Consider the following 23,174-nt stretch of genomic DNA (forward strand, 5'->3'; position numbering starts at 1 on the left):
CAAATACCAATTATAAGGTCCACCATGTTTAGCACTATTACGTCGGGAATCCTGTCGCGTCTTGCGTGGCAGAAACGCGGCAATAGCAGCGCAACGCTCAACTCGTTGCAGGATGCGATTGCCATGATCGAATTTACACCGGAAGGCAAGATTATCAGCGCTAATGAGCTGTTCCTTGAGCGCATGGGTTATACGCTGGCGGAAATTGTCGGCCAGCATCACAGCATGTTCTGTACAGAGGATTTGATTCACTCGCCGCAATATCGCGACTTCTGGCGCCGCTTAAATCGCGGCGAAGGCTTCAGCGATAAATTCCTGCGCGTGGCAAAACACAGCCGCCCGATCTGGCTCGAAGCCAACTACGTGCCGGTGCAGGATCGCAGCGGTCGGGTGATCAAGATTGTGAAGCTGGCGAGTGATATCACCGCACGCATCATTGATGCACAAGAACAGCGCGCCATGACCACCGCCATTGAGCGTTCGATGGCGGTTATCGCCTTCAACCTTAAAGGCGAAGTGTTGATGACCAATGACAACTTCCTCAAAACCATGGGCTATCGCGCCAGTGAGGTGGTCGGCGTACACCACAGCCAGTTCTGTCCGCCTGAGATGCGTCACAGTGAAGAGTATCGCCGCTTCTGGCACAAACTGAACCAAGGCGAATACATCTCAGGACAGTTTGAGCGCGTAAATAAGCTGGGTCGCACCGTGTGGCTCCGTGCGACTTACAACCCGGTATTTAATGAAGCCGGCGAACTCTACAAAGTGGTGAAGTTTGCCACCGATGTCACCGCGCAAGTCGAGAAGAACCAACTGGAGCGTGAGGCCGCGCAGCAGGCCTATCAAACCGCGCTGCAAACCAGCGAAAGTACCCGACTCGGTGCCACGGTGATCGAAAACAGCGTGCAGACCATCAATGAATTGGCGGGTGAACTGCATGGCATCTCCGGTGATATCAACAATCTGAGCGAGTCTTCCGATCGCATCGGTGCGATTGTCGAGAGCATCCGTCGTATTGCCGATCAAACCAACCTGTTAGCGCTCAACGCAGCGGTGGAAGCCGCTCGCGCCGGTCAGCATGGTCGTAGCTTTGCCGTGGTCGCTAACGAGGTGCGTACCCTGGCAGCTAACATTAACCGCGCAACCACCGAGATTGAGAACATGGTGCAGCAGAACCATATGCTGGCGGAAAAAGCGCTGAAAGGCATCGAATCGAACCTGAAACGCGCCGATCATGGTGTCGTTCTCGCTAAAGAAGCCGGTGGCGTGATTTCAGAGATTCGCGGCAGCTCCAGTGAAGTGGTACGCGCAATCAGCCATGTGGCTGAGGCATTGAAAGACGAGCAATAAATCTCAGCGGCGCGAGGAATCGCGCCGCCCTCGACACGTGCGATGACATAAAACTGTCATAGCATTGCAGTAATCTAGGATAATTCCTAACCAACGCCAGAATACTCCCATGCAGTTGCCTGATTTACGCGCAGGATTAGCCTCCTTGTCGAGCCGCTCCCGTGCGCGTTCGCTGTGCATTGAAGTCCCGTTTGTGAGTCCAGCCATCGACAATACCGCGGTGATGGCGTTGTTTACTGAACATAAAGATTTGATTGGTCTGCCGGTGGTCGAAAACGGCACGCCGTTCGGCATGATTAACCGCCATATATTCCTGTCGCAGATGACGCGCCCCTTCTTCCGCGAACTCTACGACCGCAAAAGCTGCATCGCCTTTATGGATAAAGAGCCACTGGTGATTGATGCCGATACCGAGCTTGATCAAGTGGCACAACAGGTGGTGGCCAGCGGCGATAAATCGGTTACCGATGGCTTCATTCTCACTGAACAAGGCCGCTATATCGGCATCGGTTTGGGTATCGATCTGATCCGCACCGTCTCGGATTTGCAGGCGCAGCAGCATCAGCAGATTTTGCAGAGTATTGACTATGCACGCGTGATTCAGGACGCGATGCTCGACCGTTCTAAACAGCAAATGGCACAGCAGCTTAACGACTGGTGCCTGCACTGGCAGCCGCGCGATGGCGTGGGCGGCGATTACTATGCGTTTCATCAGGATGAACAGGGCTGGCTGGCATTGATTGCCGACTGTACCGGCCACGGCATTCCGGGTGCCTTTATGACGGTGATCCTGCAATCGGCATTGGAAAACGCCTTACAGAAAAATCGTCGTGCACCGTCCGATCTGCTGCAATCGTTGAATCGACATATCAAGCAAACCTTAGGTCAGCTCAATGCCTCACAGCAAACGTCTTTATCCAATGACGGCTGTGATGCCATCGCGCTGCGCCTCGATACGCAACAACATCAACTCAGCTGGTCCAGTGCACGTATGCATGCGCTGCTGCACCCTGCCGAGGGCGATGCGGAATCGTTGAAGGCCGATCGTGTGGGGGTGGGTTATACCGATACGCCGCAGGATTATGTCTGGCCTCAGCATCAACGCACGCTCAGCCCCGGCGACATGCTGCTGGTGATGACCGATGGCGTCACCGATCAGCCCGGCGGCGAACGTCATATTATGTTTGGCAAAAAGCGCATTCAGACGCTGGTTTCACAATATCAAACCCTGCCGATGGCTGAGCTATCAGCGACATTTGAGCGGGAATTTCTCAACTGGCAAGGCAACCAGCCGCGACGCGATGACGTCACCTGGTTTGGCTTCCGTTATTAATGAGCACCGTATGAACTCAGGTTCAACCCTTAGCAACGTGCCGCCCAGAAGTGTTGCGCTGCACTATACAGGCTTTTTCTCGCCGCAGAACATCACCGCCATGGGCGAGGTGATCAAGGTCTTTTTGGAGAACCAGCAAGCGCCCGTCAAAGTCCGACGCCGCTTGTTCTCCAGTTTTGTTGAAATCGTACAGAACATCCTGCGCTACTCGCAGGACAGTCGCAGCATGAGTTATGCCGAACAGGATTTTCGCTTTGGCACCGTTACCCTGCACGTTGAGGGTGACAACTATGTGCTGGAGAGCAGCAACCAGGTGGATGAAGTCGCCTGCGAGCAGTTGCGTTACTGGCTGGATTTGCTGCGCACGATGAGTAATGAAGAGATCAAACAGGCATACCGGGTAGGTCTGCGTGCTGAGAGCCCTGCGACAAGCAAAGGGGCCAACATAGGTTTACTGACGTTGGCACGTGACGTCAGCGAACCGCTGGAGTATGAACTGCGTCCGTTGGAGTCCAGCGGTTACGCCACGTTTTGGCTGAAAGCCACCATTCACCAGGATTGATTTTGCTATGCAAAACCTTTTTATTGCTGCCACAGAAAGCACCCCCGAGGTCAATTTTGATTTCGAAACCAGCCAGTTCGCTCTGCGCGGCGAGTCCTGGCCCGAGAATGCCGCGGCCTTTTATCGCCCCCTGCTGGATGCCCTGGAAAACTGGCAGCCCGAGCAAGGCGGCCAGGTCGAGGTGAACATCGCACTGCGCTACTTCAACAGCTCCAGCACCAAGATGCTGTTCAGCCTGTTCGACCTGTTTAACCAGTTGGCGCAAAAAGGCCAGACGGTTGAACTGAACTGGTTCTTCGATGAAGAAGATGATGTCTCTGAAGAGTTCGGTCAGGAGCTGGCGCTGGACTTCACCGATTTGCAGGTCAATCTGCGAGCGGAAATGGCGTCATGATGGACCTGAACGAGCTGTTTCGCGAAGAGAGCGAGGTACTGACTCGTTCACAAGATGTTGCGGCACAAAGCGCGCTGAGCGCGGAAGATTACCGTGATGCGCTGCAAATGGTGAATCGCCATTATCAGCGCCTGATGCGTGAAACCTATCGCATGATCTCACGCAGCGATCGCGCCGAGCGAGAACTCAACCGCGTTAATGAGCAGTTGCAGCAGTTGGCGCAAGAGCTGGAGTACAAAGCCACTCACGACCCGTTGACGGCGGTGTGGAACCGCGGTGCCATCATTCAGCGTATTACCAATACATTGAGCAATGGCCCGGCGGCGCTGATCATTTTGGATATTGATCACTTCAAGAAGATCAACGACGAGTTCGGCCATCCGATGGGCGATAAAGTGATTTGTGGACTGGTATCACGTATTCAGAACCACTGCCCGGAAGATGCCAGCATTGGCCGCATTGGTGGCGAAGAGTTTACCGTACTGCTGCCCCACTATCGCCTCTCAGATGCGGTGATCGTGGCGGGCGCAATTCACGCATCCCTTAATGCTTCACCGCTGGCGGTACTGCCAGGGCAGTTGGTGACAGCCAGCCTCGGCGTGAGCTATGGCAAGCCGGGTTCCGATTTTGAAACCCTGTATAACAATGCCGATGCCGCGTTATACGATGCCAAGAACCATGGCCGTAATCGGGTCTTTTTCCGTTAAATAACAGCGTTCGCTGCGACGGGCGGCCTGAAGGCCGCACCCTACAGGCCAATCGCTCGCTAATTTTTCTGCGCCGTTTGTATTGGTGGGTCCGTTGCCGGCGGCAGGAAGATGTGGTCAAGGATATTGCGCATCAGCGGAGCCGCCGTCACCCCTTCGCTTCCTCCGTTTTCCAGAATTAACGCCACCGCCACTTTCGGCGCATCAAAGGGTGCAAAAGCGGTATAGAAAATATGGTCACGCAGCCGCGTGGGGATCATCTTGGCGTTATACACCTGGTTCTGCTTCAGGCTGAAGACCTGGGATGTCCCGGACTTCGCCGCAATGCCGTAAGGCGCGGTATGGAAGTACTTATACCCCGTACCATTTGGCGCATTCGCCATACCAAACATGGCGTGACGCACCAGCGACCAGTACGGCGATTTAGGATCGCCAATTTGTGGCTGCGGCTCTTTCGGTTGATAGAGCTGCTGCACAGTACCGCGCTGTGATTTCTCCAGCAGATGCGGGTTGATGACGCGGCCATTGTTAAGCAGTGCCACCAACGCTTTCACCATCTGAATCGGCGTGGCGATCCAGTAGCCTTGCCCGATACCAACGGACACGGTATCCCCTTGATACCAGGCACGCTTGTGCACTTTCTGCTTCCACTCGCGGCTTGGCAACAGGCCCGCGTACTCTTCATTCAGGTCGATACCGGTAGGTTTGCCGTAACCAAATTGACTCAGCATGGTGTGAATGCGGTCAATGCCCATCATAAACGCCACCTGATAGAAGAACGTATCCGCGGACTCCTCAATGGCGCGGGTAACATCCAACATGCCATGGCCCGATTTTTTCCAGTCACGGTATTTACGATCGGTCCCCGGCAAGGTCCAGGTCGGTGCCCCGAAGAACGTAGTGGTCGGGGTGATGACTTTGCTTAATAACGCCGACATCGCCATATAGGGTTTAACCGTGGAGGCAGGCGGATAGAGACCTTGCGTGACGCGGTTGATCAGCGGCAGGTTTTTGTCCTGCAGCAGCGTTTTGTAGGCTTTATAACTGATGCCTTTCACAAACGGGTTGGGATCGTAGCTCGGCGCGGACACCATCGCTAACACGCTGCCATCGCGCGGGTCCTCAATCAATGCCGCGGCACGCTGTCCGGCCAGCTGGCTCTCCACATACTGCTGCAGGTGCAGATCCAGCGTAAGGTAGATGTTCTGCCCGGCGACGGGCGGCACCTCTTTCAGCACGCGCACGATGCGGCCGTGGTTATCCACTTCCACTTCCTGATAGCCGGTTTTGCCATGCAGAAGCGATTCGTAATAGCCTTCGATGCCCTGCTTACCGATGTTATGGTCCGCCGCGTAGTTTTCTCCCACGCCTTCCGCGTTCAGGCGCTTAAAATCGTTGTCGTTGATCTTGGAAACGTAGCCGACCACGTGCGCCAAATCGGCACCGTAAGGATATTCACGGTCTTGATAGGTATCGATGGTGACACCGGTATAGCGGAACTGGTTAACGGAAAAACGTGCCACCTCTTCGTCGGTGAGTTCGCCTTTCAACTCCACCGGCTTATAACGGCTGTTCTGTTTTAGCTCATGCTCAAAGGTTTCGATCTCTTCTGGCGTCAAATCGACAATCGGCGTCAGCGCTTTGAGCGTTTCCTGCATATTGGCGATTTTGTAAGGCGTGATGAGAATGTCGTACCAGGTGACATTGCGCACCAGCGGAATGCCGTTGCGATCGTAGATCAGCCCGCGCGTGGGGGCGATGGGGATCATTTTGATGTCGTTTTCGTTGGATCGTGTCTGATAATAGCTGTGCTGATCCACCTGAATACGATACAGGTTGACGCCAAGAATGATGAAGCAGATGACGACCAGAGCAAAAGCGACAAGCGCACGTCGGACAAACAGTTTCTCTTCAGCTTCGAAATTACGGAAATTCATCAGGGGGGCTTAGTCTCTTTGTTATCACGCTAATGATAAGCAGAGATGGCTTTAGAGCCAGCAGGAAGATGCACAAGCTTGGGTAAAAGTGTGTCAGATGTTTACGGCGGACTAGATAGTGCGGTTTGACGCCCTCACCCCGGCCCTCTCCCCCACGCGGGAGAGGGAGCAAACCGCACAGTTTTGATACTTTCTTCGAACCGTTCCCTCTCCCCCACGCGGGAGAGGGAGCAAACCGCACAGTTTTGATACTTTCTTCGAATCGTTCCCTCTCCCGCAAGCGAGAGAGGGAGCAAACCGCACAGTTTTGATACTTTCTTCGAACAGTTCCCTCTCCCGCATGCGGGAGAGGGTTAGGGTGAGGGAGATATGTTTAATCAGTCTCCCAGCAGCACCGACTCCAGCGCGATCTTAATCATATCGTTGAAGGTGGTCTGGCGCTCTGCTGCAGTGGTCTGCTCGTGGGTACGGATATGGTCCGACACGGTACAGATAGTCAGTGCTTTAGCACCAAACTCCGCTGCCACACCGTAAATACCGGCCGCTTCCATTTCCACGCCCAGAATGCCGTACTTTTCCATCACGTCGAACATCTGCGGATCTGGCGTGTAGAACAGATCAGCGGAGAAGATGTTACCCACGCGGGCATCGACACCCAGTGCTTTTGCCGCGTCAACCGCGTTGCGCACCATGTCGAAATCGGCAATCGCCGCGAAATCGTGATCCTTGAAACGCATACGGTTCACTTTGGAATCGGTGCAGGCACCCAGACCAATCACAACATCACGCAGTTTCACATCTGCACGTACCGCGCCACAGGAGCCGACACGGATGATTTTTTTCACGCCAAAATCGGTGATCAGCTCTTTGGTGTAGATTGAGCAAGAAGGAATGCCCATACCGTGGCCCATCACTGAAATCTTACGGCCTTTGTACGTCCCGGTGTAACCCAGCATGCCGCGCACATTGTTCACTTCAACCGCATCTTCCAGGAAGGTTTCTGCGATGTGCTTCGCGCGCAGCGGATCGCCCGGCATCAGTACGACGTCTGCGAAATCACCCATTTCTGCATTAATATGAGGCGTTGCCATGGTTATTTTCCTTTTTAAAATTGGTGGGCTGTTTTACAGCAGGCTTTTACCGTAGTCCATGCTGGACAGGCCAAAATAGGTCGCAATGGTCTGGCCGATATCGGCGAAGGTATCGCGGTAACCCAGCGATCCCGGTTTCACGTTCGGACCGTAAATCAGAATCGGAATGTGCTCGCGCGTGTGCTCGGTGCCCTGCCAGCTTGGGTCACAACCGTGGTCGGCGGTGAGGATCAAAATATCCCCCTCTTTCACCAGTTCCATCAGCTCTGGCAAACGACGATCAAAAAACTCAAGGCCGCCAGCATAACCCGCGATATCGCGACGATGACCCCAGGTTGAGTCAAAATCAACGAAGTTGGTGAACACAATGGAATTGTCCGGCGCTTTCTTCATCTGCTCAATAGTGGCGTTGAACAACGCATCCAGCCCGGTGGCTTTCACCTTCTGAGTGATGCCCTGCTCGGCGTAGATATCCGCAATCTTGCCTACGGAGATCACTTCGCCGCCCTTCTCGTCCACCAGCTTTTTCAGCATAGTTGGCGCAGGCGGTTCCACCGCTAAATCGTGACGATTGCCGGTACGTTCGAAGTTGCCCGCTTTGTCACCGACAAACGGACGCGCAATCACACGGCCGATGTTGTAGCCGCCGTTGGTCAGCTCTTCACGGGCGATTTCACACAGCTCATACAGACGATCGAGGCCAAAGGTCTCTTCGTGGCAGGCAATCTGGAATACCGAGTCAGCCGAGGTGTAGAAAATCGGCTTGCCGGATTTCATGTGTTCTTCGCCCAACTGGTCGAGGATCACTGTACCGGATGAGTGGCAGTTACCGAGATAACCCGGCAGATCGGCGCGTTTCACCAACACATCGAGCAGTTCCTGCGGGAAGCTGTTCTCTTTGTCGCTGAAGTAGCCCCAGTCAAACAGCACCGGCACACCGGCGATTTCCCAGTGGCCTGACGGCGTGTCTTTGCCCGACGACAGCTCGCTGGCGTAGGCATAGGCACCAATGATTTCCGCATTGGCGTCCAGACCCGGCGGGAAGCGACCGGTAGAGAGTTCAGCCGCTTTCCCCAGACCGAGTGCGGTCAGGTTAGGCAGATGCAGCGGGCCTTCGCGGCCAATATTGGCGCGACCTTCGAAGCACGCTTCGGCGATATGGCCGAGCGTATCCGATCCTTCATCACCGAATTTATCGGCGTCTTTGCTGGAGCCGATCCCAAAGGAGTCGAGAACCATAATAAAAGCACGTTTCATGCAAGTCTCCTGCGCAACTGCGCGATGACAAGTCAAAAAAAAGCGATCAGATCAGTATACCCGAACGGCCGCTCCCTGGCACGAAGAAGCGTTACTCGCTGACGCGGCGATAAACCACCGGTGTTGCCGCAGGCGCAGTATCGCTTAAGGTGATAGCCGCTTTGACGGCTTCAGCTGCCTGCTGCCATTGCGCTTCCGAGGCGGCATGAATCACCGCCAGCGGGCGCTGCGCATCAATCTGCGTGCCGAGCGTGGTCATCTCACTTAAGCCCACGCTGTAATCAATACTGTCGCTGGCGCGCTGGCGACCACCACCCAGCGCCACTACCGCCATGCCTAGCGCTCGTGTATCCATCGCACTGACAATACCCGCGCGGTCGGCGTACACCGCTTTGCTGAGCGTAGGCGCAGGAAGGTAATGGTCCATGCGTTCGATAAAGTCGACCGGGCCATTTTGTGCCGCCACCATGCGAGCGAACACGTCTGCCGCTTTGCCGTTATCCAGCACCTGCTGCAGTTTTTGCCGCGCTTCGGCGTCATTCTCTGCCAGTTTGCCGGAGATCAGCATTTCAGAGCACAGCGCCATGGTGACTTCCAGCAGACGCGGATTGCGCGCTTCGCCGGTGAGGAACTGCACCGCTTCACGCACTTCCAGCGCGTTGCCCGCGGTTGAGGCCAGCACCTGATTCATGTCGGTGAGTAGCGCGGTGGTTTTGCAGCCTGCACCATTTGCAACGCCAACAATCGCCTGCGCCAGATTTTCAGAGGCTTCAAAGGTCGGCATAAAGGCACCGGAACCGACTTTGACATCCATCACCAGCGCATCGAGACCTTCAGCCAGTTTTTTGGCGAGGATCGAGGCGGTGATCAGCGGGATCGAATCAACGGTGGCGGTGATATCACGCGTGGCGTAGAAACGTTTATCGGCCGGTGCCAGTGAGTTGGTCTGGCCAATAATGGCGATACCGACCTCTTTGATGATCTGGCGAAAACGATCGTCGCTCGGGAAGATGTCAAAACCAGGGATCGCTTCCAGCTTATCCAGTGTGCCGCCGGTATGTCCGAGGCCACGCCCGGAGATCATCGGCACATAACCGCCGCAGGCAGCAACCATGGGGCCAAGCATCAGCGATGTCACATCACCCACGCCGCCGGTTGAGTGTTTATCAACAATCGGACCGTTGAGATTTAGCGATTGCCAGTTGAGCACGGTGCCGGAATCGCGCATTGCCATGGTCAGCGCCACACGCTCTTCCAGATTCATGTCGTGGAAATAGATGGTCATCGCCAGCGCGGCGATCTGACCTTCTGATACGCTGTTATCGCGCACGCCATTAATAAAGAAGCGGATTTCCGCCTCAGTCAGTGGCAGGCCATCGCGTTTTTTTCGAATAATTTCTTGTGGCAGGAACAAGGTTGCCTCCCCGGAGATTGCTGTGAAAATGGCAGAACATCGGCCAGGTGCGCATACATGCGCACCCTACGAAAAACGTATCAGACATGCGTCGGTCACCGTTTATGGCAACCCGCTAAAATGCGCCAGACACCTGTAGGGTCGCCATTTATGGCGCCCATTGGCGTGAAATTAATAACCCGTCTTACTGGTCGCCGTTGCGTGGCCCAGCGTGTTCAGCAGGCTTGCCAACAGGCTTGACGCGCCAAAGCGGAAATGGCGCGCATCCGCCCAGCCTTCGCCGAGGATATCGTCTGCCAGTTTCAGGTAGATGGCCGCATCTTCGGCGGTACGTACGCCACCCGCCGGTTTAAAACCAACCTGCTGCTGAACACCTTTATCACGGATCACTTGCATCATGATCGCCGCCACTTCTGGTGTGGCGTTGACCGGCACTTTACCGGTGGAGGTTTTGATGAAATCAGCACCCGCATCAATGGCAATTTCAGAAGCGGCACGGATCAGCGCTTCCTCTTTTAACTCACCGGTTTCGATAATCACTTTCAGCAGCACGTTAGCGGCGGCGCAGGCTTCTTTACAGGCTTTCACCAGTTCAAAGCCGATTTCGCGATTACCGGCAATCAGCGCGCGATACGGGAAAACCACATCCACTTCGTCGGCGCCGTAAGCGATAGCCGCACGAGTTTCTGCCAGCGCGATGTCAATGTCATCGTTGCCGTGCGGGAAGTTGGTCACGGTCGCGATCTGAATCTCTGGGGTGCCCTGCTCACGCAGTGCTTTACGCGCCGCCGGAATAAAACGTGGATAGATGCAGATAGCCGCGGTATTACCGGCTGGCGATTTCGCCTGACGACACAGTGCGATCACCTTCTCATCCGTATCGTCTTCATTCAGCGTGGTTAAGTCCATCAGTTGCAGTGCACGTTGTGCAGCAGCGTTGAGATCGGTCATGGTGCTCTCCAAAAGGTAACCGGCAGACAGTGTCACCGGGGAATGTGATAATTCTAACAATCCTCGCACGAATTAATTGCGCCTTGAGTCACACGAAAAAAGAAAACTTGTCATGTAAATACAATTATGTCGTGATATTCATCACAAATAACCGCTGGCACAACCGATTTATGGCGAAATACTGGTTGTTAATATTATCACAATTTTTGGTGAAAAAGTGTATAGCGGCTTTAATACTGTAGCCAATTCGGACCACAAAAGTGGCATTTCCAGAATCTGTCGGGAGGGTGTCAGTCGGGGAGTGCAAACACGCGCAGGCTGTTTTGCCACAGGGCTTCGGCGACGATTTCAGGCGGCTCGCTGCGCAGCTCGCACAGCACATCAAATACGTTACGCGCCCTTTCAGGACGATTAGGCTGGCCCTGAAAACCTTGCAGCGGCATATCTGGCGCATCGGTCTCCAGTAACAGCGATGACAGCGGCAAACTGGCGATGGTATTGCGGGTTTTACTGGCCCGCTCGTATGTGATGGTGCCGCCAACGCCTATGGCATAGCCAAGCTGAATAAAACGCTCGGCCTGCTGCTGGCTTCCGGCAAAGCCGTGCACCACACCACAGCGCGCTAAATTGTGACGGCGCAGATGCAGCGCTAACTGATCGTGCGTGCGCCGCGAGTGCAGGATCACTGGCAAGTCGTAGTGCTTCGCTAATTTTAATTGCGCATCCAGCAAATGCGTTTGTTTGCTGAACTGCGCATCATCCATATAGAGATCGAGGCCGATCTCGCCGATCGCCACCCGTTTAGGATCGGGCGTTTGCAGCCAACGTTCCAGCTCCTCCAGATGCGCATCGGTATGCACGGCGATATTGATCGGATGTAACCCCAACGCGGCATACAGCGCGTCATGCTGTTGCGTCAGTTGAGTGACCAAAGCGAATCGACTGGCATCAACGCTTGGCACAATAATCCGTTCCACCGCCGACTGCGCCGCCCGATCAATGCTGCCCACTGCGTCATCGACAAAAGGGGGAAAATCAAAATGGCAGTGAGTATCGATAAATCTCATGCCAGCGATCCTGCATCAAAGTCTGCATCGTTATCCGCCAGCAATGGCGTATGCACGGCACGATTATCGGGGGCATTCGCCACTGCGGCCGGAGGCGTCACGCGCAGGATCGGTTCGGCATCGCTCAGCCACTGGCCAAGGGTAGCGAGGAAATAGCGACCACTGCGGCGGCCCAGATGGTAATCCTGATTAAGCGAGGCGAGACGGCTGCCCAGCGCCATACTGGCCAGCGGTTTAGGCGGATAGATCTCGATGATACGCAGATCGCCCGGCGGCTGATCGATGAACTGCTGAATCTCACGGTAGCTCTCTTCGTGGTGATGCAGGATGTTAATCATCGGCTGCAGCGCACTGTCGCCCAGCCAGCGCTCCATGCGTTTAAACCATTTCGGCGTATAGGACATCTGTGAAGGCACCGTGCGGATCACCACAATGGTGTCCGCGCCACGCCGGGCCGCTTCCCGCACCGGGATCGCATCACTGATGCCCCCATCCAGATAACTGATGCCGTTCATCTCCACGCCGCTGCGGTAAAATCCAGGGATCGCGCTGGAGGCTTTAATAATGTCGTGCCAGGTGGTGTGAGTCGGGTTGAAATACTCAGCCGAGTAATCATCGCCACGACAGGCACACATGTAAAACTCGCTGCCCTTGGCAAACAGACCTTGAGCCGTGTCCAGCGCCAGCGGAAACTCTTGTTTGGTGATGTCCACCAGCCAGTCGAGATCAATCAAATGACCACCGCGGACAAAGCGCAGCGGATCAAAAAATAGTTTGCTGGTGGTGTAGCGGGTAATCACACGGCGAGCATAGCCAGGCTGCGCGCAAACAAACGCTGAAAGGTTTTGCGCCCCTGCCGAGGTGCCTAACATCAATTGAAAGGGGTTAAAACCCGCACGTTGAAACTCGTCCAGCACGCCTGCGGTAAAGATGCCGCGTTGACCGCCGCCTTCGCAGACCAGTGCGATTTTGTTGGATTTGAATGGGGTGAGCGCCAACGGCTCAAAGGTGTCCAGTGACACCGGGATGCGTATTCCCAATGGATGTCCCTCAGTTTTCCTGCTCTGAGGGAGCCGCTTAAGGCAGCATCCCGGAGAACCAGTCATTGTCGTTCCCTGACCTATTGCATTAGCAATCGGCGCGGCGGGTAATTATGCCGCAAATGACGGTTCTCCGCTTCAGTAACTCGCGGGTTAGCGTTGTGTTAACGCAATCGGTCAGGGTCGTTTACGCCCGGTAAACAGGCTGATGAGGAACAGAATAATACCGACGATGAAGACAATTTTAGCTGCCCATGCTGCCGTACCCGCCAGACCGCCGAAACCTAATGCTGCAGCAATCAGAGCGATGACCAGAAAGATAATACCCCAACGAAACATAAGCCTCTCCTTTACCATAGTGAAAATCGAACTGCTTATTCATACATCACTGTTTTTATTAAAGAACGGCGTCAAGCTGATGCCGTTCTGCTCGCGTTAAGATTTCACTTTCAGGTCATTCTTCACGCTTTTCACGCCTTCAATGGCTTTGGCAATTTTCTCAGCACGATCAGACTGTGCCTGGGTTGCCACGTTCCCTGATAACTGCACCACGCCATCGTTAGTTTCCACTTTCACGTTGCGGGATGGCACAATGTCATCTGCTAAAAGCTTAGCTTTGATTTCGCTGGTGGTGGCGGTATCACCCGCGTAACCCTTCAGCGTGGTTTCTTTGCTGTCTTTAACGTGTAGTTTGTCACTGACGGATTTCACACCCTCAACTTTTTGCACCAGCGCCACGGCTTTTTCCGCCTGATCCTGCGAGGCGACAAAACCGCTCAGCGTGACCACGCCCTGATGCGTTTTTACTGAGATATCCGTGCTTTTAATCGCCTCATCATCCACCAGCGCCGCTTTGGCTTTGGCAGTGATGCCGCTGTCATCCATAAAACCATCGACTTTTTTCATAGAACTATCGATTTTGGAACCCGTACTGCTGGTATCCGCAGCAAACGCGGCACCGCTCAGCAAGACAGAGCTGGCCAGCGCAGCAATCAGGGTTTTTGCAATCTTAGTCTTATTCATCGATATCATCCTTCTATCAGTTAACTCACTCGCAACTGCGAATGCGCCAGCAACAAACGGCGTCGCTGCGTGAATGGACGTAATGAAACCAGAGGTCTCTTTTCTCGTCCGACAGGATAATCATAGTAGGGATTACAGGTTTTGCTGGCTTTTGTGGTTGATATCTCGCCAAAAAGCGATAAACGCAGCGTAAATAGGAACAGTCTGTAGGATAAAAACAGGGCCAGTGATAACCACTGGCCCTGAAGCAGAGAGGCATCTTAGTGAGTCGGCGGGCGGCCCAAGGGGCGCACCCTACAGCCCTATGGGCCGCACAGCATCAGTGTTCGCGCGTCTTGCGGAAGGTCACGTCAGGATAGCGTTCCTGGGTGATGTTGAGGTTAACCATGGTCGGGGCGATATAGGTGAGGTTGTCACCGCCATCCAGCGCCAGGTTCACTTCATTTTTACGCTGGAAATCATCGAATTTCTTCGCGTCTTTGCACTCGACCCAACGCGCAGTCGAGACGTTGATGGCTTCATAAATCGCTTCAACGTTGTATTCGCTTTTCAGGCGCGCCACCACCACTTCAAACTGCAGCACACCCACTGCACCCACGATCAGATCGTTATTGTGCACCGGACGGAACACCTGCACTGCGCCCTCTTCCGACAGCTGAACCAGACCTTTTAGCAGCTGTTTCTGCTTCAGTGGATCGCGCAAACGGATACGACGGAACAGCTCTGGGGCGAAGTTCGGAATACCGGTGAACTTCATGTTTTCACCCTGAGTAAAGGTGTCACCGATCTGGATGGTGCCATGGTTATGCAAACCGATGATGTCACCCGGATAGGCTTCTTCGACGTGCGAACGGTCACCCGCCATAAAGGTCAGCGCATCGGAGATCACCACGTCTTTGCCGGTACGCACCTGGCGCAGTTTCATGCCTTTCTCGTACTTGCCCGACACCACGCGCATGAAGGCCACGCGGTCACGGTGTTTCGGGTCCATGTTGGCCTGAATCTTGAACACGAATCCGCTGAACTTCTCTTCCTTCGCTTCAACCAGACGCGAATCAGACTGACGCGGCATCGGCGTAGGTGCCCAGGCCACTAAGCCATCGAGCATGTGGTCAACGCCAAAGTTACCCAATGCGGTACCGAAGAACACCGGGGTAATTTCGCCGCTCAGGAACAGATCCTGATCGAATTCGTGTGAAGCGCCCTGCACCAGTTCCAGCTCATCACGCAGCTGCTGCGCCAGATCTTCACCGACTGCCGCATCCAGATCGGGGTTCGCCAGACCTTTAACAATGCGCACATCCTGAATGGTGTGGCCTTTACCGGTCTGATACAGGTAAGTTTCATCTTTGTAGAGGTGATACACCCCCTTGAACAGCTTGCCGCAACCAATTGGCCAGGTGATTGGCGCGCAGGCAATTTTCAGCTCGCTTTCTACCTCATCCAGCAACTCCATCGGATCGCGGATATCACGGTCAAGTTTGTTCATAAAGGTGATGATTGGCGTATCACGCAGACGGGTAACTTCCATCAGCTTACGGGTACGATCTTCAACACCTTTTGCTGCGTCGATCACCATCAAACAGCAGTCCACCGCCGTCAGCGTGCGGTAGGTATCTTCCGAGAAGTCTTCGTGTCCTGGGGTATCCAGCAGGTTAACGAGGCTGTCGCGATACGGGAACTGCATCACTGAGGTGGTGATGGAGATACCACGTTGTTTCTCCATCTCCATCCAGTCGGATTTCGCATGTTGGCTGGAGCCGCGGCCTTTTACGGTACCGGCGGTTTGGATCGCCTGCCCGAACAGCAGCACTTTTTCGGTAATTGTGGTTTTACCAGCATCCGGGTGCGAGATGATCGCAAACGTACGACGGCGCGCCACTTCTTCTAAAAAGGGAGCAATAGACATGAGTGAATTCTTCTTCAAGGGCAACGCGCGGGGGCGCGCTGCGAATAAATTGTTCCGGGCTGTCCGGAGGATAACGGACCCAATAGTGACGCAAAGGCGCCAGTTCACAGCAAGATGTGCGCGATCTACATGGGCGGCAGTCCGGTTATCCAGTCAGCATTGAGGCGGCATAGCATACAATAATTCGGCAGGCGGGGAAATCGTGGGATTCGTGCAGTAAAATTAATAAAGCGCGATGAATCGCGCCGCTACAGCATGTTGCTGATACGTAGCGGCGCAATTCATTGCGCGTAATCAGCTCATCAGCCTAAAACACGCACTACTGCCGCTTTAAAGATCTTCACCCCGATCTCCAGCGAACTCAGCTCAAAGCGCATATCAGGATGATGCAGGCCCGGCACCAGATTGGTTCCCAGGCCCCAGAAGCCGGCTTTCACCTGCGGGCGCTTCACCGGGTAGTAGAAGAAATCTTCACTGCCTGGGGTGGTTTTGGTATCCAGCAATCCTTCCTCACCCAGCACATCGACAATCGCCGCACGAATTACCGCCGTAGCGTCTTCATGGATCTCAGCCGCTGGCATCTCTTTCAACACCACCACTTCAGCAGTGGCACCCAGCGCGGCCACGCTGTGTTGAATCGCCTTGGTGACTTTATCCTTGAGCACATCCATTGGCGCGTTCTCCTGTGAACGCAGGTCCCACACCACGCGCGCTTCATCCGGCACCGAGTTGGTGACGCCAGCATCGCACAGGAAACGCGTTGCCTTGACACTCCAGGTCAAACCCGGAGCGAGATGAATGCTGTTGACGGCCTGCACCGCTTGTACGGCAGCGTCTAACGCATTCACCCCTAAATGGGGACGTGCCGCATGGGCGGGAACGCCTTTGATAGTAGCTTCCAGCGTGCTACAGGCTGAGTAGATCACGGCGGGTGTCGCCTGACCAACATGGCACTCTTCCAGTGGGCGGACGTGGAAGCCGAGAATCATCTCCACGTCATCCATCGCGCCGCCTTCAATCATCGCCAGCGCACCGGCACCCAACTCTTCAGCGGGCTGGAACAGCAGCTTAAGTTTGCCCTTTTTGATTGCGTCCTCTTTCAGCAATTCCTGCGCCGCGGTCAGCACCACCGAAGAGTGCCCATCATGGCCACAGGTATGACGTGCACACGCGACACCGTTAATGATATGACCCAGCGCGTCCATGTCCGCGCGCAACGCCAGCACCGGACCTGGCACGCCGCTATCAATTTCCGCCACGATGCCGGTGGTGTTGTTAATGCCGCGCGTCACCTTGATCCCAGCTTGCTCCAGCTGTTCGGCGATATAGGCGGAAGTTTTGAATTCTTCGAATCCCAGTTCCGGGATTTCATGCAGGTAATGGTAATGATCTAATACGTTCGACACCGCTAAGCTCCTGACAAGTAAAGGCTCGCTCCAGCATCCGCCGATGCGCAGCTATAATCAATCCAGCGTGAATGAAAATGAGTCAAAACTGAGAACTCTTCGCATTCAACAAACGGAATAATTCCATTTACAATCAATAAGATAAATTCAACTTTTTTGCGAAAAAGCCTTCACAAAAAAGTATAGATTGATGCATAATTCACCGTACTTCACCTGACAAATTAAAAAGGACTCAGCCATGTTAACTGCTGAAATGACCTCTCGCCTGAACGACCAACTGAACCTGGAATTCTTCTCAGCCAACCTGTATCTGCAGATGAGCGCATGGTGCAGCGACAAAGGCTTTGAAGGTGCTGCTTCTTTCCTGAAGATGCACTCTCGTGAAGAGATGGAGCACATGCAGCGCCTGTTCGATTACGTCAGCGATGCCGGTTCACTGCCGGTGCTGGGCAGCATTGCCGCGCCTGCCGTTAGCTGGAACTCACTGAATGACGTGCTGGAAGAAGCGCTGAAGCATGAGCAACTGATCACCCAGCGCATCAACGATTTGGTGCACACCGCGTTGATGTCTCAAGACTACTCAACCTTCAACTTCCTGCAGTGGTATGTGGCTGAGCAGCACGAAGAAGAGAAGCTGTTCAAAACCGTGCTGGATAAACTGGCACTGGTCGGCAATAAAGGCGAAGGCCTGTTCCTGGTCGATAAAGACCTGGGCCGCATGAACGTGGAAGGCCACGGTCAGTCATAAGCAAAGATTACACACAGCAAACAGCGAAACGCCCGGCATTGCCGGGCGTTTTTTTATGCATTAACAAATGTTTGCGTCACGAAATGCGGTTATCGGCCAGGTGCGCATCAATGCGCACTCTACGATATGCCGCTGTAAGGTCGCCAATAATGGCGACCTTAATTATTCCAACTCTTTCAAACGCAATTCGGACGGCTGTGGGCGACCGAAATAGTATCCCTGGAACAGGGTACAACCCTCTTCACGCAGTTTCGCGAACTGCTCGCCGCTCTCCACGCCTTCTGCTGTAATCTGAATGTCCAGACTACGACTCATGCCGGTGATCGCGCGGATGATCGCCATGGCTTCACGGCTGTCACCCATATCGTTGATAAACGACTTGTCGATTTTGATCTTGTCGAACGGGAAGGAACGCAGATAGCTCAGCGATGAGTAACCGGTGCCGAAGTCATCCAACGCGATCTGTACGCCAATCGCTTTCAGGCTTTGCAAGGTGCGGATATTGCCCAGCGTATCGTCGAGTAATACCGATTCGGTGATCTCCACTTCCAGACGATGCGGCGCCAGACCGGACTCTCGCAGCGCGCCTTCCACCACCGACACCAGAGAGCTGTTCTTGAACTGCAGCGGCGACAGGTTGACGGACACCGACTGGTCCGTGCCCCAACTCTGCGCCTCGCGGCAGGCTTCATACAGCGCATACGCGCCGAGCATATGAATCAGCCCGGTCTCTTCGGCAATCGGAATAAAGTCATTCGGCATGATCAATCCTTTGATCGGATGATGCCAACGCATCAGCGCTTCATAACCGATAATGCCTTCTTCATTGGTGATCGGCTGATAGTAAAGCTTGAGCTGACGACCGGTAATCGCATCACGCAGATCGTTTTCAATCACACGACGACTACGCGCCAGGTCATCCATCTCCAGCGTGAAGTGCTCAAAGCGGTTACGACCATTACGCTTGGCTTCGTACAGCGCCATATCCGCACAGCGCAGCATGTGCTCCGGCGTGTTAGTGGTTTGCGACGTTAAAGCAATCCCGACGCTCAAGCCAACCGACAGGTTGTGCCCTTCCACGTTGACCGGTGGACGGATCGCTTCAATCAGGCGCTGTGCCACCACCGCCGCTTCCTGCGCGTTGTTGATATTCGGCAGCACGATGGCAAACTCATCGCCGCCAATACGCGCCAGCGTGTCCTGATCGCGCAGCGCACTGCGCAGACGCTTCGCCACCACCCGCAGCAGGTCATCACCAATCTGGTGACCCAGCGCATCGTTGACGTTCTTGAAGTTATCAAGATCAAGGCACAGCGTGGCACTCAGCGAATGGTGCTGATTATCCACGCGCAACGCTTCGCTCAGTTTCTGCCGGAACAGTACACGGTTTGGCAAGCTGGTAAGCGTATCGTGATGCGCCATGTGATGAATACGCGCATCCGCTTCACGCTGATCGGTGACGTCTTCCACAATCAGCATCACGTAATTCTGTCGCATATCCTTGCCGCTGATGGTGGTGGCGCGGGTATGCAGAATGCGCTCCCCGCCCGCCGTCAACAGCAGTTGCTCACGCGAGTGGATACCTTCACTGCGCAGTGCGATATCCGCCAGACTGTTGAAGTAATCGCTCTGCTCCGCAGACATACATTCATGCGGGCGTTTATGTATGATCAGATGTTTGCTGATGCCAAACAGCTGCTCAGCTTTGTCGTTGACCATCAGGATTTCACGACTGATGGCGTCTTCAACAATCACGCACGACGGAATATTGGCGATGACGGTGTCGAGGAAGGTAGAAAGCTCAGACATTTTGGCACTCTGCGCCTGCGCCAAATCCCGCGCCCGCAGCAGTTGCTGTTCGTTCTCACGGCGTTCAGTGACATCGCGGGTGATTTTGGCAAAGCCAATCATCTTGCCGTCTTCGTCGTGAATCGCGTCGATCACCACATGAGCCCAAAACGCGGAGCCGTCTTTACGATAACGCCAGCCTTCATCCTCGAAGCGGCCGGTTTTCAGTGCGATACCGAGGTTAGCCTCAGGGGTATTGGCCAGACGTTCCTGCGAACCGTAGAACACGGAGAAATGCTGACCTACGATTTCATCAGAGACATAGCCTTTGGCACGCTGTGCACCGGCGTTCCAGTTCACTACACGCCCCTGCAAATCCAGCATGTAGATGGCGTAGTCAGTGACGCCTTCCACCAGCAGACGGAAGGTTTTCTCATATTCACGCTGTTTACGCTGAAGCTCACGCTGTTCGGTGCAGTCGCGGGTGATTTTGGCATAGCCAATCAGCTTGCCTGAATCATCACGAATGGCATCAATGATGACATGCGCCCAAAACGCGCTGCCATCTTTGCGATAACGCCAGCCTTCGTCTTCAAAACGTCCGGTTCTGAAAGCGGTGCTGAGGTTTTTTTCTGGGATATGATTTTTGCGGTCTTGCGCGCTGTAGAAGCGCGAGAAGTGCTGGCCGACGATCTCTTCAGCCACATAGCCTTTTGCACGCTGCGCGCCGGCATTCCAGTTTTCGACATTACCATCGAGATCAAGCATGTAGATGGCGTAGTCCGTTACGCCTTCAACTAATAAACGGAAACGCTGCTCCTGCTCACGCTGCTTACGCTGTAGCTCCTGCTGTGCGGTACAGTCGCGAGTGATTTTGGCAAAGCCGAGCAGCTCGCCGTAGTCGTCACGAATCGCATCGATCACCACATGTGCCCAGAAAGCGCTGCCATCTTTGCGATAGCGCCAACCTTCGGTCTCAAAGCGCCCCACCGCTGTCGCTATGGAAAGCCCGCGTTGCGGTGCACCATTTTTACGATCTTCTTCGCTGTAAAACAGCGCAAAGTTTTTGCCGACGATTTCGTCCGGCGTATAGCCTTTGGCACGCTGCGCCCCAGCATTCCAGTTTGCTACGGTGCCGTCGGGTTTGAGCATGTAAATGGCATAATCCACCACGCTCTGCACCAGAAGCCGGTACATGACGTCAGAGTTATTATTCATTGTTGTTCGCCTATTGCTGGCCTGGTGTACATTGCTGCTTAAGATATTTCTTAATCAATGTGCTGACTTAAACGCAAAAGCGCTTGGCTTACAAGCGCTAATCGTCAACAGACAAAAGTTGGTAGTCAGATTATCGGCAGTGGCGAAAAATTATTCAGAGGGATACTCAACTTATTATGCTGCGTTGACAGAGTGGCTCTGGGATATGAGCGATGTTAGATGTCACCAACTGGCTTACGCTTGCCATGGTAATACCCCTTGCGGCAATCGCCGCGCCAGCCGCGTTGCCAGTCCCATCAGCAAACAGACGACCAGAATCATCAGGCAGCCTACCGCGGCCGCCAGCGAGGCGGAGCCCCCTTCGTCAAGAAACACGATGGTGGGTCCGATGGTCTGGGTTTGCGAAGTGACCAGCAATACCGAGACCTGAATTTCATTGAGTGCGGTGAGGAACACCAGCACCGTGCCCGCCAGCGCAGAAGGCGCCGCTAACGGCAGCAAAATATCGCGCATGCGACGCATAAATCCGGCACCGCACAGCCGTGCCGCTTCATCTAATGCCGGTTCGAGTTGGGCGAATCCCGCCAGCGTTGGGCGCAGCACCAGCGCGAGGAAGTTGGCGAGATACGCCGCGAGGATGATCCACACCGTGCCATATAGCGACACATTGATAATCGGCAGCGGACGTAGAAAGAACAGCATTGCGGCGACACCGGTTACAATGCCCGGTAATGCGTAGGTCAGTTCACTGGCCAGCCACAGGCCACGTACCAGTTTGGTCCGCCGCCAGCTAAGGAAATAGGCCAGGAAGAGCGCGGTGGCGGTCAAAATGATCGCGGCCAGCGAGGTTAATCCCAGACTGGTCATAAACGCATGCCGCACCGCGGGATAGCCCCACAGTGCGCTACGGAAGTTCTCCAGCGTCAGAGTTTGCCATGTCAGCGCCTGACCAAATCCGCGGGTCAGCGCGGTAATCAACAGCGCACTGATGGGCAGCAACAGCGTCAACGCCATCCACAGCCAGGCCGCCCCTTCAATCGCCATGCGTCCACGCCCCAACGACTGCTGCCACAGGCGCGGTGCGCCGTTGACGCGCACATCGTGGCGTCCGCCCAGCCAGGCGCTGGCCGCCATGCCCGCCAGCGTAATCACCGCGATCAGCAGCGCATAAACGGCTGTGTTCGGCAAAGCGCTGGGGCCGATACCGTTGAGCTGCTGATACACCAGCGTGATGAGTGTTGGCACCCGCGCGGGGATTCCGAGCATCGCCTGAATGCCAAAGTTACCGGCGGCGGCAACAAAGGTCAGTGCGGCCCCGGCAAAGATCGCCGGTCGTGCCAGCGGCAGAATAATGGTGAACAGCACGCGAGTGCGGGATGCCCCGCTGACCTGCGCCGCTTCCACCAGGTCTGCGGGCAGGCGGCGTAAACCCGCGCGTACCGTAAGAAACACCAGTGGCGCATTGTGGGTGCCAAGCAGCAGCACAATGCCGCTCAGCGAATAGAGCGGCTGCTCGCCCGGCGCAAACCACGGCAAACCCAGCGAGCCAAACAGCAGCGCTAATGGGCTCGACGGGGCCAACGCCTGGAGCCAAGCCAGTGCCGTGACCTGCGGCGGAATCATCAGCGGCAGGATAAAGGCGAATACCCAGGCCGTTTTCGCGCGCAAATCGCTGAGCGCCACCAGCCAGGCCGCGGCAGTACCCAGCAGCACGGAAATCAGGGTTGAGCTCAGCGCGATGAGCAAGGTATTGCCGCTGGCGATCAATACGCGGTCGCTGGCGATCAGGCGCATCAGACGCGCCATATCCGGCACGCCCTGTGGCGCAATCGCCGTCCACACCAGCCGCACTAAGGGCGCAACCGACAGCAGGCCAATCAGCAGCACCATCAGCGCTAAGACCAGCTTTTCACTGTTGAAACGGAGGCGTTGAGCGCCTCGCGTCGCGTTACGCCATTCGTTGCTCACCACGCTCATGC

19 protein-coding genes are annotated in these 23,174 nt (G+C 54.9%); 6 read left to right on the forward strand and 13 right to left on the reverse strand.

Annotated features, from left to right (window positions below; translation table 11 throughout):
- Positions 1–24: 24 nt before the first annotated feature.
- The 5 genes from QMZ30_RS09995 to QMZ30_RS10015 all read left to right on the forward strand — a co-directional run bounded on the left by QMZ30_RS09995 (position 25) and on the right by QMZ30_RS10015 (position 4,346).
- Complete coding sequence (locus QMZ30_RS09995) at positions 25–1,350, forward strand: methyl-accepting chemotaxis protein (RefSeq protein WP_283227251.1); 1,326 nt, start codon at positions 25–27, stop codon at positions 1,348–1,350.
- A 109-nt stretch (positions 1,351–1,459) separates the two neighbouring features.
- On the forward strand, positions 1,460–2,683 hold the full coding sequence (locus tag QMZ30_RS10000; protein ID WP_039327059.1) for a SpoIIE family protein phosphatase: 1,224 nt from the start codon (positions 1,460–1,462) through the stop codon (positions 2,681–2,683).
- 10 nt (positions 2,684–2,693) lie between these two features.
- Positions 2,694–3,245 (forward strand): SiaB family protein kinase, encoded by a 552-nt coding sequence (locus tag QMZ30_RS10005; RefSeq protein ID WP_058968688.1) that lies wholly within the window; start codon positions 2,694–2,696, stop codon positions 3,243–3,245.
- A 7-nt stretch (positions 3,246–3,252) separates the two neighbouring features.
- Positions 3,253–3,639, forward strand: a complete 387-nt coding sequence (locus tag QMZ30_RS10010) for a DUF1987 domain-containing protein (protein ID WP_283227252.1) — start codon at positions 3,253–3,255, stop codon at positions 3,637–3,639.
- Positions 3,636–4,346, forward strand: coding sequence for a GGDEF domain-containing protein (locus QMZ30_RS10015; RefSeq protein ID WP_081998037.1), 711 nt, complete (start codon positions 3,636–3,638; stop codon positions 4,344–4,346). Before QMZ30_RS10010 ends, QMZ30_RS10015 begins: the two co-directional genes overlap by 4 nt.
- Positions 4,347–4,405: 59 nt before the next feature.
- Here QMZ30_RS10015 and mrdA2 read toward each other — a convergent pair whose 3' ends face one another.
- From mrdA2 to QMZ30_RS10070, 11 genes are all read right to left on the reverse strand, one after another.
- Positions 4,406–6,283, reverse strand: coding sequence for a peptidoglycan DD-transpeptidase MrdA2 (gene mrdA2, locus QMZ30_RS10020; protein WP_283227253.1), 1,878 nt, complete (start codon positions 6,281–6,283; stop codon positions 4,406–4,408).
- A 377-nt stretch (positions 6,284–6,660) separates the two neighbouring features.
- Entirely contained in the window at positions 6,661–7,374 is a 714-nt protein-coding gene (gene deoD / locus QMZ30_RS10025; protein WP_034828492.1) for a purine-nucleoside phosphorylase, read from the reverse strand.
- Between the two features lie 33 nt (positions 7,375–7,407).
- The gene (gene deoB, locus QMZ30_RS10030; protein WP_058968694.1) at positions 7,408–8,631 is read right to left on the reverse strand and encodes a phosphopentomutase; all 1,224 of its coding nucleotides are present in this window, start codon (positions 8,629–8,631) and stop codon (positions 7,408–7,410) included.
- Between the two features lie 91 nt (positions 8,632–8,722).
- Positions 8,723–10,045: a thymidine phosphorylase gene (gene deoA, locus QMZ30_RS10035; RefSeq protein WP_058968697.1), complete on the reverse strand. Its 1,323-nt coding sequence runs from the start codon at positions 10,043–10,045 to the stop codon at positions 8,723–8,725.
- A gap of 171 nt (positions 10,046–10,216) precedes the next feature.
- Positions 10,217–10,996 carry a deoxyribose-phosphate aldolase gene (gene deoC, locus QMZ30_RS10040; RefSeq protein ID WP_283227254.1) on the reverse strand — a complete coding sequence of 260 codons (780 nt, stop codon included), beginning with the start codon at positions 10,994–10,996 and terminating at the stop codon, positions 10,217–10,219.
- A 290-nt stretch (positions 10,997–11,286) separates the two neighbouring features.
- A complete protein-coding gene (locus QMZ30_RS10045; RefSeq protein ID WP_283227255.1) occupies positions 11,287–12,063 on the reverse strand; it encodes a TatD family hydrolase in 777 nt (258 codons plus the stop codon).
- A complete protein-coding gene (locus QMZ30_RS10050; protein ID WP_039327032.1) occupies positions 12,060–13,103 on the reverse strand; it encodes a patatin-like phospholipase family protein in 1,044 nt (347 codons plus the stop codon). Before QMZ30_RS10050 ends, QMZ30_RS10045 begins: the two co-directional genes overlap by 4 nt.
- A 177-nt stretch (positions 13,104–13,280) precedes the next feature.
- A complete protein-coding gene (locus tag QMZ30_RS10055; protein ID WP_013510475.1) occupies positions 13,281–13,442 on the reverse strand; it encodes a DUF1328 domain-containing protein in 162 nt (53 codons plus the stop codon).
- A gap of 96 nt (positions 13,443–13,538) precedes the next feature.
- The gene (gene osmY, locus QMZ30_RS10060; RefSeq protein ID WP_039327031.1) at positions 13,539–14,126 is read right to left on the reverse strand and encodes a molecular chaperone OsmY; all 588 of its coding nucleotides are present in this window, start codon (positions 14,124–14,126) and stop codon (positions 13,539–13,541) included.
- Positions 14,127–14,445: 319 nt separating this feature from the next.
- Entirely contained in the window at positions 14,446–16,035 is a 1,590-nt protein-coding gene (gene prfC, locus QMZ30_RS10065; protein WP_039327028.1) for a peptide chain release factor 3, read from the reverse strand.
- 302 nt (positions 16,036–16,337) lie between these two features.
- Positions 16,338–17,441 (reverse strand): M20 peptidase aminoacylase family protein, encoded by a 1,104-nt coding sequence (locus QMZ30_RS10070; RefSeq protein ID WP_283227256.1) that lies wholly within the window; start codon positions 17,439–17,441, stop codon positions 16,338–16,340.
- 238 nt (positions 17,442–17,679) lie between these two features.
- On the opposite strand from QMZ30_RS10070, the gene ftnA reads away from it, so the two are divergent.
- The gene (gene ftnA, locus QMZ30_RS10075; protein ID WP_038644750.1) at positions 17,680–18,189 is read left to right on the forward strand and encodes a non-heme ferritin; all 510 of its coding nucleotides are present in this window, start codon (positions 17,680–17,682) and stop codon (positions 18,187–18,189) included.
- A 162-nt stretch (positions 18,190–18,351) separates the two neighbouring features.
- On the opposite strand, the gene QMZ30_RS10080 is transcribed toward ftnA, so the two are convergent.
- Both QMZ30_RS10080 and QMZ30_RS10085 read right to left on the reverse strand, forming a co-directional pair.
- On the reverse strand, positions 18,352–21,195 hold the full coding sequence (locus QMZ30_RS10080) for a bifunctional diguanylate cyclase/phosphodiesterase (RefSeq protein ID WP_283227257.1): 2,844 nt from the start codon (positions 21,193–21,195) through the stop codon (positions 18,352–18,354).
- A gap of 234 nt (positions 21,196–21,429) precedes the next feature.
- The gene (locus tag QMZ30_RS10085) at positions 21,430–23,172 is read right to left on the reverse strand and encodes an ABC transporter permease (RefSeq protein ID WP_283227258.1); all 1,743 of its coding nucleotides are present in this window, start codon (positions 23,170–23,172) and stop codon (positions 21,430–21,432) included.
- Positions 23,173–23,174 lie beyond the last annotated feature (2 nt).

It is taken from the genome of Pantoea sp. EA-12 (assembly GCF_030053355.1).
Lineage (GTDB): Bacteria > Pseudomonadota > Gammaproteobacteria > Enterobacterales > Enterobacteriaceae > Pantoea > Pantoea vagans_C.

Excerpts from the sequence above, each read along its gene's own strand:
- mrdA2 (WP_283227253.1), bottom strand. The coding sequence starts at position 6,283 with ATGAATTTCCGTAATTTCGAAGCTGAAGAGAAACTGTTTGTCCGACGT.
- osmY (WP_039327031.1), bottom strand. The coding sequence starts at position 14,126 with ATGAATAAGACTAAGATTGCAAAAACCCTGATTGCTGCGCTGGCCAGC.
- QMZ30_RS10080 (WP_283227257.1), bottom strand. The coding sequence starts at position 21,195 with ATGAATAATAACTCTGACGTCATGTACCGGCTTCTGGTGCAGAGCGTG.
- prfC (WP_039327028.1), bottom strand. The coding sequence starts at position 16,035 with ATGTCTATTGCTCCCTTTTTAGAAGAAGTGGCGCGCCGTCGTACGTTT.
- QMZ30_RS10010 (WP_283227252.1), top strand. The coding sequence starts at position 3,253 with ATGCAAAACCTTTTTATTGCTGCCACAGAAAGCACCCCCGAGGTCAAT.
- QMZ30_RS10000 (WP_039327059.1), top strand. The coding sequence starts at position 1,460 with ATGCAGTTGCCTGATTTACGCGCAGGATTAGCCTCCTTGTCGAGCCGC.
- QMZ30_RS10045 (WP_283227255.1), bottom strand. The coding sequence starts at position 12,063 with ATGAGATTTATCGATACTCACTGCCATTTTGATTTTCCCCCTTTTGTC.
- QMZ30_RS10015 (WP_081998037.1), top strand. The coding sequence starts at position 3,636 with ATGATGGACCTGAACGAGCTGTTTCGCGAAGAGAGCGAGGTACTGACT.
- QMZ30_RS10085 (WP_283227258.1), bottom strand. The coding sequence starts at position 23,172 with ATGAGCGTGGTGAGCAACGAATGGCGTAACGCGACGCGAGGCGCTCAA.
- QMZ30_RS10055 (WP_013510475.1), bottom strand. The coding sequence starts at position 13,442 with ATGTTTCGTTGGGGTATTATCTTTCTGGTCATCGCTCTGATTGCTGCA.
- deoB (WP_058968694.1), bottom strand. The coding sequence starts at position 8,631 with ATGAAACGTGCTTTTATTATGGTTCTCGACTCCTTTGGGATCGGCTCC.
- QMZ30_RS09995 (WP_283227251.1), top strand. The coding sequence starts at position 25 with ATGTTTAGCACTATTACGTCGGGAATCCTGTCGCGTCTTGCGTGGCAG.
- deoC (WP_283227254.1), bottom strand. The coding sequence starts at position 10,996 with ATGACCGATCTCAACGCTGCTGCACAACGTGCACTGCAACTGATGGAC.
- ftnA (WP_038644750.1), top strand. The coding sequence starts at position 17,680 with ATGTTAACTGCTGAAATGACCTCTCGCCTGAACGACCAACTGAACCTG.
- deoD (WP_034828492.1), bottom strand. The coding sequence starts at position 7,374 with ATGGCAACGCCTCATATTAATGCAGAAATGGGTGATTTCGCAGACGTC.
- QMZ30_RS10005 (WP_058968688.1), top strand. The coding sequence starts at position 2,694 with ATGAACTCAGGTTCAACCCTTAGCAACGTGCCGCCCAGAAGTGTTGCG.